Genomic DNA, 9,793 nt, shown 5'->3' with positions numbered 1-9,793 from the left:
TACACCACTGTCGAGCTTGACCATCAGCCATGAGCTGCTTCAACGCCGCAAACTGATCGAAGGTGATGAACTTCAAAAAATTGTGGGGGACCACCTCGACGAACTAGACAGGATGGCACGAATTATTCGCAGCATGCTTTTCCTGGCCAATGCAAACCAGGGCAGAGAACTACAACTTCAACCTTTGCAAAGTCTTCGTCAGTTGGTGGTATCAGTCGCGGAATACCTTGAACAGTTGGCCGAAGACAAGGAGCTTCGCATCACAGTTCAGGGCGATGCCAATGTGGAAGTTGAAACTGAATTGATTAAAAGAGCGGTGAGTAACTTGCTGTCCAATGCCATTCGATATGCGCAGACCAACACAGAAATTACCGTGCACATTACCCAAGAAGCAGAGAGGGTGTGGATCAAGGTTTCGAATGAAGGCCCGACAATTGACCCAGTCAAATTGAACCGTCTGTTTGAACCCTTTTTCCGTGCTGAAGAGGGGCGAAGTGACACGGGGAGCAATCACGGACTTGGCCTGGCTATTGTGGCGGCCATTGCGAAACTGCATGGTGGTGATGTGTTTGCAAGCAGCGAAAATCAAGTTACGGTGATTGGCTTTTCGGTTCACACGAAACGACAATCTACACCGGTGGGTCACACCTAAATTCTTGTATGCCTATCTCAATGCAGTTAGTATCGCTTCTAGAGGGTTTTTTGCATTGACCAACGTCTTAAGGCAACTTGTGAGCTCTAAAGCCCCCCAACTGTCATTTAGACCTGAGCTTGGCTCAACCAAATGGTCGAACAATCGAGATGCTGGGTCAAAGTAAAACGAGCAAACTTTTCCGGTCACAAGGCGATGTTCGACGTTGGGTCTGAAATATGCAGCTTGAACAGATAAACAGTCTAGACCTGGTATCTCCAGATAAAAAGTATCCTCTAGCGCGATGGTGATTTGGGCTGCCCAGTGCCGATGCATTGTGTTGTCTCCGACATTGCCTCGGAATACGCCGATGCCATCTGAAATCAACAAGTCACCCATCCAGTTCGTTTTTTCACTCACGTGAAACTTTACCCAAAAGACAACCGGGCCGATGCGGCCCGGTCTAACTAACGCTTTACGCGCAAAGTGGGCATGCTGCCAAGGCTACCCCTACAAGACCAAACACACCAACCGCGGCTGCGAACATTTTAACTTTCATCACAAAATCTCCTTTAACAAGACAAGGGAACACTCCCATACAGATCGTGGACCTTCCATCCACTGGAAGGTCAAGCGCTATTTTTTGGCATCGTTTCTGATGGGAATAATGTAGTCAGCAATTAGAAACTCACCTTCTGGTTCATTCGGGTTTTGTGCAAGTTCATGCGCGATTGCAGCATTATTCGCCTGAATGTCCGTCAACTTTTGTTCTAGCGCCTCGAGGTGAATCTTCACTTGTTGGACTTCAACTAATTTTAACGCGATTAATTCGTCTACTTTCGCTCTGGAGCCACAACCGCAGGCTGGTCCCTGATCGTAATAATCCAGCACTGACTGAATTTCTTTGATCGAGAAGTCAAGTTCGCGTGCCTTTTTGACAAAATCAAGTCTGGACAAGTCCTCTTGCCCGAAAACGCGGTTTTTACCGGAGGTAAACCAAGACTCAGAAGTAGCCCTTTTCGGTGCAATCAAGCCCTGGTCCTCGTAGAATCTAATAGTTTTAGGACTCAAACCGAGATGCTTAGCTACTTCACTGATTTTCATATACTGAACCCTCAAGATTCGACAGTCAATCAACTTAGTGAATGATGCACTAGATGAATGTCACATTTCAATCAATTTGAACATTAAACAAACGGTATTGATCCTGAACCTTTTGAAGTGATAGCAACGCCCGACTTTTTGGTGGAAAGTGATCCGGTTTTTCTCCACATTCAATTCTATTAAGCCACACCCTAGCGTCATGAATGTAAGACTTTACAAGTTCATCGCACATAGAATCTAAGGCAAGCATCTGTTCTGAAGAAAATTTGGGTATAGAAAATTCTTGAAAGTTTACCCTGTTAAAACTAAAAAGAGTGTCAATTTTATTTTCAGAAATATTGCTTTTTACTGGAGTGAACATAGTAGATTTTATCAAATCTTCATTCATTAAATGAAAATTATTAAAATATTGAAAGCGCCTACTACGAGTGCTGGTATAAAGAGGGGGAAGCCATAACTCAGTAAGCCAATCTATCAATAGATCATGAATCAGCGCCCCACAATATAGACTCTTGCTATCAGAAGATGTCCATATTCCATCATTTTCATGTAAGTACCAGAACTTTTCATTTTTATTTATTAATTCTAATTTTAATTCATCGAAAAAACTAAGTAAAGATTGAATAAATGACGCTTCATTTTTTCGATGAAGGTAACAAAAAGATGAATAAACTACAGGAAGGGCAGAAAATTGGAAGTATGTGAATTTTTCAAAAAATGAAAAACTAGAATTTTCGGAAATTGAGAGTGAGTTTATTTTTCTGATCGCGTTGGTTTGAATCACAAATTCAAGAAGAGACTCTGGGAGTGACAGTTCTTTTACTAAGATAAAATGTACACATCGCTCGGGGATAATAAAATCCATACTTTTGAATGTATGAAGATGTTTGCCTAATTTTTTATCGCAAATTTCTTTCAAAGAAAAATTCCATTTGTCTAGGTCGTTAAGGACAGTGGAGAACTGACTTGGTACATTATGCTTTTTCGTTTGTGGTGTAGGGAAATCTGGGCAAAAAATGCGAATAAAGTTTATGTGGCATTTGACACTTCTTTCTTTTAACCGAATGACTCGATGATTACAAGAGAAAATTTCAAACTTTACGTTGTGAAATAGGCATCGATCTAAGTACTTCAATGACGCATGTTCTGGCAGTTTGTAACTTTTAATGCATTCTGGACAATAACGAATAATTTTTTCTTGATGACGTGTATTCACGTAGTAGTCTTGTATTAAAGGAATTCCAAGAATATTTAAATCGCCAGAACTTTTTGTAATTAAATTATTTTGTATGTAAGCCTGGTTACTAAAGATTGAGAAAAGATACTTTAAAGAACGATGCTCAGATAAATTTAGGTTAAAAATATCAATGGAAAAGTATTGATTAAAAAATTCATTGACTTGTTCAATTTTTAACTTATTGAGTAATGCAAATTTCGCTAGCAAAAAATATGTATTGTCATTAGCATCGTACAGCTCTGATCTCCAGTTGAAGAGTTGATATTTATATTGTTGTTCTTTATGAGAATTTATCTCAATCAATCTGTGGAAGTTGTCCATATCTGTGACGTAAGGTTTTGTTGAACAAGTATATTTGAAATATATTGTGAATTCAGGTTCGACTCCAGATGATCAAATGACTTATTGCCCATATCTTTTAATATTCTCTCAATTAAATTTGCGATTTGATTCATGGGAATTTCAATCTGATCCGATTTTGGTTTAAACGATTTGAATGCTAAATTGTACTTTTCAATCAGTTCATTCCAAATTAAGAATGCCAAGCTTGTTAAACGAAAGCCATCATCAAAAGCGTCTGATAAAAAATACTTTGTATAACTTACACCGCTATTTTCTGGCCACTCGGAATCCTCATCGTATCCTTCTAGAATGTATTCCAGTTCATTTAATGATCTAATTCCGTGAAATCGAGCATGGTGCATTAGAAATCTTGTTACGATATGTGCATCACCCGTTCTTGCAAAAAAATTGGGTTGGAATGAAATTTGATGTGAGCCTACTGAAATGATACTTAACCTATACCCTTCCAGATCGAGCTCATTTTGTAAGCTCAATAGCCAATGCCATTCATTTAGTAAAACCAATTGAGCCTCATCAATCAGTATTACGATGTAGTTGTATTTGACTCTGTTGGCCAGTGTAATTAGATGTTGTTTGAATAGAAATTTTGCCTCCATTTTTGCTTTTGGTTTGATTGGATTTTTGAACTCAAATCTTGAGGCCATTAGAAGAAGATTCCAAAATTCTCTCTCGGATTTGCTATTGGTTGGATGTGACCAAATCATCAAAGGGAATTCAGTATCGAACTTTTCATTGAGTATCTTAGCCAAGAAGGATTTTATGCCTTTCGATTTTCCGAATCGAGAAGGGCCATAAATATAGCCACCAGTCTGGCGCTGTTCAATCCATCCGCTAATCGTTTCGCACATTTCATGAATAGGCGGGGTATAAATTGCATATTCTTGTGTGCACACCGGATGATCACGGGAAATATCAGTCATCGTCGTCTCTATTTATTTTCAGCTTTTCTTCGTGGTGGAAGTGATGCGGAATTTTGGGTATGCGCTGTAGCGTCGGAGGTGTGGGGTGCGATATTCTGCTTATTCCTGCTAGCAGTATTGTTTTTGGTTGTAGAGCGTGACTTGGCTCTATCTTCAGTGTTGTCAGTAATCCGGCTTTCCATGCTTTTATTGGTTTCATTTGAAGCCATATCAGACTGTATGGTTTCGTTGTCAGGGACCTGATGGATAGTGTCGTTGGATTGAACCAGAAAATTTCGAGCTGTTAGATAGGCTGGATGAGGAGGAAACTTACCTCCTGATGCTTCCACCTCGGCAATGTAGGATTCCACCGCATCTTGTTGATTCTGCAGAGAGAATTTGCCTTGACGAATTAATCCGCAGATTAGTCTTCGGGTCTCAAAGTTGTGAGGAACGCGATTCCATGGAGGTGATACGCGTAAATTGTCGATATGTTCACCAGTCAGTGAAGATGCCTTGATGACCCTGGAGTCTGAATCAGAATCGGCTGTGATCCAGATTTTTTTCCCAGCCAAATCTAGTCTTTGACCCAATATTGGACTGGTGTAAATACCATTCTCGAAATTGACGTATGGCCTCTTTCCGGCGTCCAGACCACCTTTAACCATGCACAGCTTTCTGTAACTGAAAAAAGTGTCAAGGTGTTGTGGATCAATCACTCTGGGCTGGAATGTCTTGCTAAGCACCAGATATTGCAGGTACTGAAGTGGTGATCGACCACTAAGTCTTGAGTGGATTCTCGCGTTGTAATTAGCAATGATGATGTCGAGGAGTTCTTCTGCATACTCGTATTGGAACTCTGAGGCTACTGCCACTCCGATGGGGTCTCTGCCCTTCGTTGCACCAGGGTAATTTCCTGTTGTGTTGGAAATTTTCTGAAATCCGAATATTCCGAGTTTGTTAAAAAAGCTTTCAATAAATGGTCGGTCGTCTTTTGTTCGTCTTATCGCGTACGAATTCTTCGGAGTAAGAAGAATTGACCCAACCGAATTTTTTAGTACTTCTGCAACTACCTTTGCTTTTTCGGCCAGTGCACCATCAATTGAGGTTTCGTCCCAGCATATGCCCACAAACTGCTTACCTAAAACACTGGGAAACCCGGCACCATCGATATAAAAGTCCTTGTCGGTGTGGTGTAGTTTTTTCTTCGCCCAGGGGGAAAGGGACTTCTTGATTACCCGAAGCACATCTTCTTTAGAAATCTCTTTTCGAAGACTCATGTGATATCCAAGCACCAATCGAGTCACCACCTCAATAATCACGATCACCCAGATTCTATGGATCAGTACGTTCTGGTAGCCACCCTCAAGTAAAGGAATCGCAACGGTGAAGCGCCCATCAATTTTGTGGGCGTCCATTTCTACACGTTGAAACGGGCGGTGAACTGGTCGATCAACACCATCTCCCGCCTGCATTTTCCTTTGAAGTTCATTTCCACCGTGTATCAGGATTGCCTTGCCAGGGTTTTCGTGAAGCACCTTATCAATGTATTTAATGATTGAGTGATATCCGTTCGTTTTAGTATTAAAAGGCCACTCCCCTTTGATTTCAAGACCTTTCTCTCTAAGACTTTGGAGAAACCAGAGCCAAATCGATCGTTTTGAAGTTGACAACATTCCAAGCTTTTTTCGAGTATTGGGGACTTTAAGAATTTTTTTGTGTAAAGCCTCTCTGACGTCCGGATAGGTGTCTAGTAGCGTTTGAAAAGCGCCAACAGCACCGTGTCCCCACTGATTAATAACGATGGGTGAACGTCTCTTGAATTGAACTATTCTTGTTTGTGGGATCAGTGCTCGCCAGCCGTAAATTTGGCCGTCTGGGTGATTGCAAATACACCGTTCAGTGATTAAGCGATAGATTTGAGGCTCTGAGATACCATATTCTTTTCGAATCGTAGCGACTTTACTGCCGCTTAAATAGGCCTTGATTGCCTCTTTTCTATTGAGGAACTTGGCTAGCTTATCTGGAGCTAGTGAAGCTTCATCAAAGCCTGGCCAAACTGTAAAGTCAGCCCAGATGGTGTCACTTAAACCTTTGATGTGTCGAGTCGACTCGGAGGCCATGGTAGAGACTTAGGCAAAGTAGTTTCTATTTACTTTACCCGGTTTTTCTCAGGTCGTGCCGTCGGCTAGGCTAGTTCGCTTTTCAAAAGAATCCAAATATATCTTGTATCGATCACTACAAGTTGGTAGGATAAGCTACATGAATATGTGGCTTATCCTTATTATTAGCTTGTCAACTGAAAACGCAACTGCCCGCATGCGTGCCTGGCGCGCTTTGAAAGCAGCAGGCGCAGCGGTCTTACGGGATGGCGTTTATCTTTTGCCTAATCAGCCCAGCTTCCGTTCCACTTTCGATGCCGTCGCGGCAGATGTGGTTGCAAATGGCGGTAGTGCATATGTGCTAAGCGCCGGAGAGCCGTCTGACATCCATTTTCAAGAACAATTCGATCGCCGTGATGAGTATGCTCATTTGCTGGTTGACATCCAAACAGTGCGCAATGAGCTCACTGCCGATACAGCTTTGAGTGTTGCGAAACAAATCCGCAAGTTGCGCAAGACCTTTGCGGCAGTGATGGAAATCGATTTTTTCCCCGGCGAGGCGCAAAAACAGGCCGATGCCGCGCTTGTGGAATTGGAAGTGGCGGTCAATCGCGTCTTGTCACCTGATGAACCGCACCCCGTTATAGGGCAAGTTTTGAGCTTAAAGCTTGCCGACTATCAAGGCAAGACATGGGCGACTCGCCGCCGTCCCTGGGTAGACCGGTTGGCCAGTGCTTGGCTGATCCGTCGGTTTATCGACCAGGAGGCCACCATTCTCTGGCTTGCCCATCCATCTGACTGCCCGAGCGATGCATTGGGCTTTGATTTTGACGGTGCCACCTTCAGCCACGTCGGCGTCAAAGTGACGTTTGAAGTCTTACTCGCCAGCTTTGGTTTGGATCGTCCCGGCTTGCAGCGCATTGGCACATTGGTCCATTACCTAGATGTCGGCGGCGTACAACCGCCTGAATCCGTGGGTATTGAAACTGTCTTGGCAGGACTGCGGGAATCGATTACCGATGACGATCAATTATTAGCATTAGCCAGCGGTGTGTTCGATGGCTTACTGGTTTCTTTTGAAAAGGTGCAAACTAAATGAGTATTACCAATGCTGTGGCCGACGATGCGCCACTGACTAGGCCAGCCGATGTCGGCTTTTGGGAAGCGTTCAGATTATGGCTAAAACTTGGCTTCATGGGTTTTGGTGGGCCGGCTGCACAAATCGCGCTCATGCATCGGGAACTGGTTGAGCAAAGACGCTGGATTAGTGAGCGCCGGTTTTTGCATGCCCTTAACTATTGCATGTTGCTCCCCGGCCCGGAGGCGCAGCAGCTCGCCACTTACATGGGTTGGTTGATGCACCGCACCTGGGGCGGCATCGTTGCAGGTGCACTTTTTATCTTGCCGGGTCTCTGTTTCCTGATTGGGTTGTCGTGGCTCTATATCGCCTACGGGGACGTTCCCCTTGTAGCGGGACTGTTCTATGGCATCAAACCTGCTGTGACGGCTGTTGTCGTCTATGCGGTGCATCGCATTGGTTCGCGCACACTGAAAAATAATGTGCTGTGGGCGATTGCGGCCGCGGCATTCGTGGCGATCTTCGCGTTCAACGTGCCGTTTCCAGCCATTGTCGCGGGCGCCATAGTAGTCGGCTATATCGGCGGGCGCGTGGCACCCGACAAGTTTAAAACAGGGGGCGGTCATGGTAGTGCCAAGCAGTCGTACGGCCCGGCGGTCATTGACGATGAAACACCCACGCCGGCACATGCCTTGTTCCGCTGGTCGAAACTTGCGAGAGTATTGATCATCGGCGCAATCCTTTGGTCAGTGCCTATGGCCTTGTTAAACATGGTTTATGGCTGGGATCATACTTTCACCCAAATGGGCTGGTTTTTCACCAAGGCGGCGCTTCTGACCTTTGGCGGCGCGTATGCCGTGTTGCCCTATATTTACCAGGGAGCCATTACCAATCATGGCTGGCTCACACCGACCCAGATGATCGATGGCCTGGCATTGGGAGAAGCCAACCCTGGTCCGCTGATCATGGTGGTGGCCTTTGTCGGCTTTGTGGGCGCGTATGTCAAAACGCTGTTCGGCCCCGACATGCTGTTTGCCGCCGGCGCCTTTGCCGCCGTGCTGGTTTCTTGGTTCACCTTTTTGCCTTCGTTCATTTTCATTTTAGCCGGCGGCCCCTTTGTCGAGACAACCCATGGCAACCTGAAGTTTACCGCGCCATTGACGGCTATTACGGCGGCAGTAGTCGGCGTGATCTTGAATCTGGCCGTGTTCTTCGCGTATCACGTATTGTGGCCCAAGGGATTTGCCGGGTCATTTGATTGGGTCGCTGCCGTGCTCGTCGTGCTCGCTGCGGTGGCACTCGTGCGCTACAAGCGCAATGTCATGCAAGTCATTGCAGTCAGTGCTTTAATCGGCTTGCTTTTAAAAACTGTTGTCAACGTTTAAGTTAGGAGAACCCAGATGCCGTATGAATTATTGCCGTTACCAACCGACGCCAAAACCTTACATGGCTTGTCCGCGACCTTGATTGAAAGCCACCATGCGAATAACTATGGCGGCGCGGTCAAGCGCTTGAACCTGATTCAAGAGCAATTGGGGAAAACCGACTTCGACCAGGCGCCGGGATTTGTGCTAAATGGCTTAAAGCGTGAAGAGTTGATTGCATACAACTCCATGCTGCTGCATGAGATCTATTTTGATGGCTTGGGTGGCGATGGTGTTTTGCCATCCGGCTTGCTGCGGGACGCTATTGAGCGCGACTTTGGCAGTGTCGCGCGCTGGCAGTCCGAGTTTGTCGCCATGGGCAAAGCCTTGGGTGGCGGTTCGGGCTGGGTGTTGCTGGTGAAGTCGCCACGCGACGGCAAGCTGAGCAACCAATGGGCAGCCGACCATACCCAGACCTTGGCTGGCGGTATGCCAATTTTGGCTTTGGATATGTATGAACATGCGTATCACATTGATTTCGGTGCCAAGGCTGGTGAATATGTAGAGGCATTCATGAATAACGTGAACTGGACTACAGTAGAAGAGCAATTAGCGAGGGTCAGAAGCCATGCCTAGCGTTTTTATCTCGTTGATTGGGTTTGCTTTCGCTTTGAACACTCCGATCGCAACAGCGGAACCACACCGGAAAGTGCTATCCGGACAAGAAATCCGTAAGGTATTTATAGGGAAGATCACGACCGACAGTACCCATTTTGCTTATCACTTGAAGCCGGATGGGAAGATTATTGGCAACGAGTTGGGGCGCAGTCGTAAAGGAACCTGGGCAATACAAAGCAACCAACTGTGCCTGAGTGTTCCGATGGGCGCTCCTGCAGATTGCTGGACAGTTGTGCGCCTTGATGGCAATCTGGTTTTTCGGCGTGACGGCGTTGATGTCATGGAGGTCACGGTCGAAAAATTTAGCGCAAAGTACCACTTTGATTAGCAGTTGTCA

The 9,793-nt window shown here is 45.2% G+C and carries 9 protein-coding genes; 5 read left to right on the top strand and 4 right to left on the bottom strand.

Annotated elements, in window-relative coordinates; translation table 11 throughout:
• Positions 1 to 652, top strand: a 652-nt coding sequence (locus B4C79_RS15480) for an ATP-binding protein (protein ID WP_291752006.1), incomplete at its 5' end; no start/stop codon positions are given.
• A 615-nt stretch (positions 653 to 1,267) separates the two neighbouring features.
• Here B4C79_RS15480 and B4C79_RS15475 read toward each other — a convergent pair.
• From B4C79_RS15475 to B4C79_RS15460, 4 genes are all read right to left on the bottom strand, one after another.
• Positions 1,268 to 1,735: a MerR family transcriptional regulator gene (locus B4C79_RS15475; protein ID WP_291752004.1), complete on the bottom strand. Its 468-nt coding sequence runs from the start codon at positions 1,733 to 1,735 to the stop codon at positions 1,268 to 1,270.
• Between the two features lie 67 nt (positions 1,736 to 1,802).
• Positions 1,803 to 3,293: a hypothetical protein gene (locus B4C79_RS15470; protein ID WP_291752002.1), complete on the bottom strand. Its 1,491-nt coding sequence runs from the start codon at positions 3,291 to 3,293 to the stop codon at positions 1,803 to 1,805.
• Entirely contained in the window at positions 3,272 to 4,255 is a 984-nt protein-coding gene (locus tag B4C79_RS15465; protein ID WP_291752000.1) for an ATP-binding protein, read from the bottom strand. Before B4C79_RS15465 ends, B4C79_RS15470 begins: the two co-directional genes overlap by 22 nt.
• A gap of 8 nt (positions 4,256 to 4,263) precedes the next feature.
• Complete coding sequence (locus tag B4C79_RS15460; RefSeq protein ID WP_171099043.1) at positions 4,264 to 6,357, bottom strand: hypothetical protein; 2,094 nt, start codon at positions 6,355 to 6,357, stop codon at positions 4,264 to 4,266.
• A 139-nt stretch (positions 6,358 to 6,496) separates the two neighbouring features.
• Here B4C79_RS15460 and B4C79_RS15455 point away from each other — a divergent pair, with 139 nt between their 5' ends.
• Genes B4C79_RS15455 through B4C79_RS15440 form a run of 4 tightly spaced genes read left to right on the top strand, consistent with a single transcriptional unit; the run spans position 6,497 to position 9,784 of the window.
• Positions 6,497 to 7,435, top strand: coding sequence for a chromate resistance protein ChrB domain-containing protein (locus tag B4C79_RS15455; protein WP_171099046.1), 939 nt, complete (start codon positions 6,497 to 6,499; stop codon positions 7,433 to 7,435).
• Positions 7,432 to 8,799 carry a chromate efflux transporter gene (chrA, locus tag B4C79_RS15450; RefSeq protein WP_171099048.1) on the top strand — a complete coding sequence of 456 codons (1,368 nt, stop codon included), beginning with the start codon at positions 7,432 to 7,434 and terminating at the stop codon, positions 8,797 to 8,799. The genes B4C79_RS15455 and chrA overlap by 4 nt, the downstream gene beginning before the upstream one ends.
• 15 nt (positions 8,800 to 8,814) lie before the next feature.
• Entirely contained in the window at positions 8,815 to 9,414 is a 600-nt protein-coding gene (locus B4C79_RS15445; RefSeq protein ID WP_171099050.1) for a superoxide dismutase, read from the top strand.
• Entirely contained in the window at positions 9,407 to 9,784 is a 378-nt protein-coding gene (locus B4C79_RS15440; protein WP_171099052.1) for a hypothetical protein, read from the top strand. Before B4C79_RS15445 ends, B4C79_RS15440 begins: the two co-directional genes overlap by 8 nt.
• The last annotated feature ends 9 nt before the right edge of the window (positions 9,785 to 9,793 follow it).

The organism is Limnobacter sp. UBA7229, from assembly GCF_002473065.1.
In the GTDB taxonomy this organism is placed as follows: domain Bacteria; phylum Pseudomonadota; class Gammaproteobacteria; order Burkholderiales; family Burkholderiaceae_B; genus Limnobacter; species Limnobacter profundi.
The sequence above is the reverse complement of the archived record's forward strand: the minus strand, read 5'-3'. Positions and strand labels throughout refer to the sequence as shown.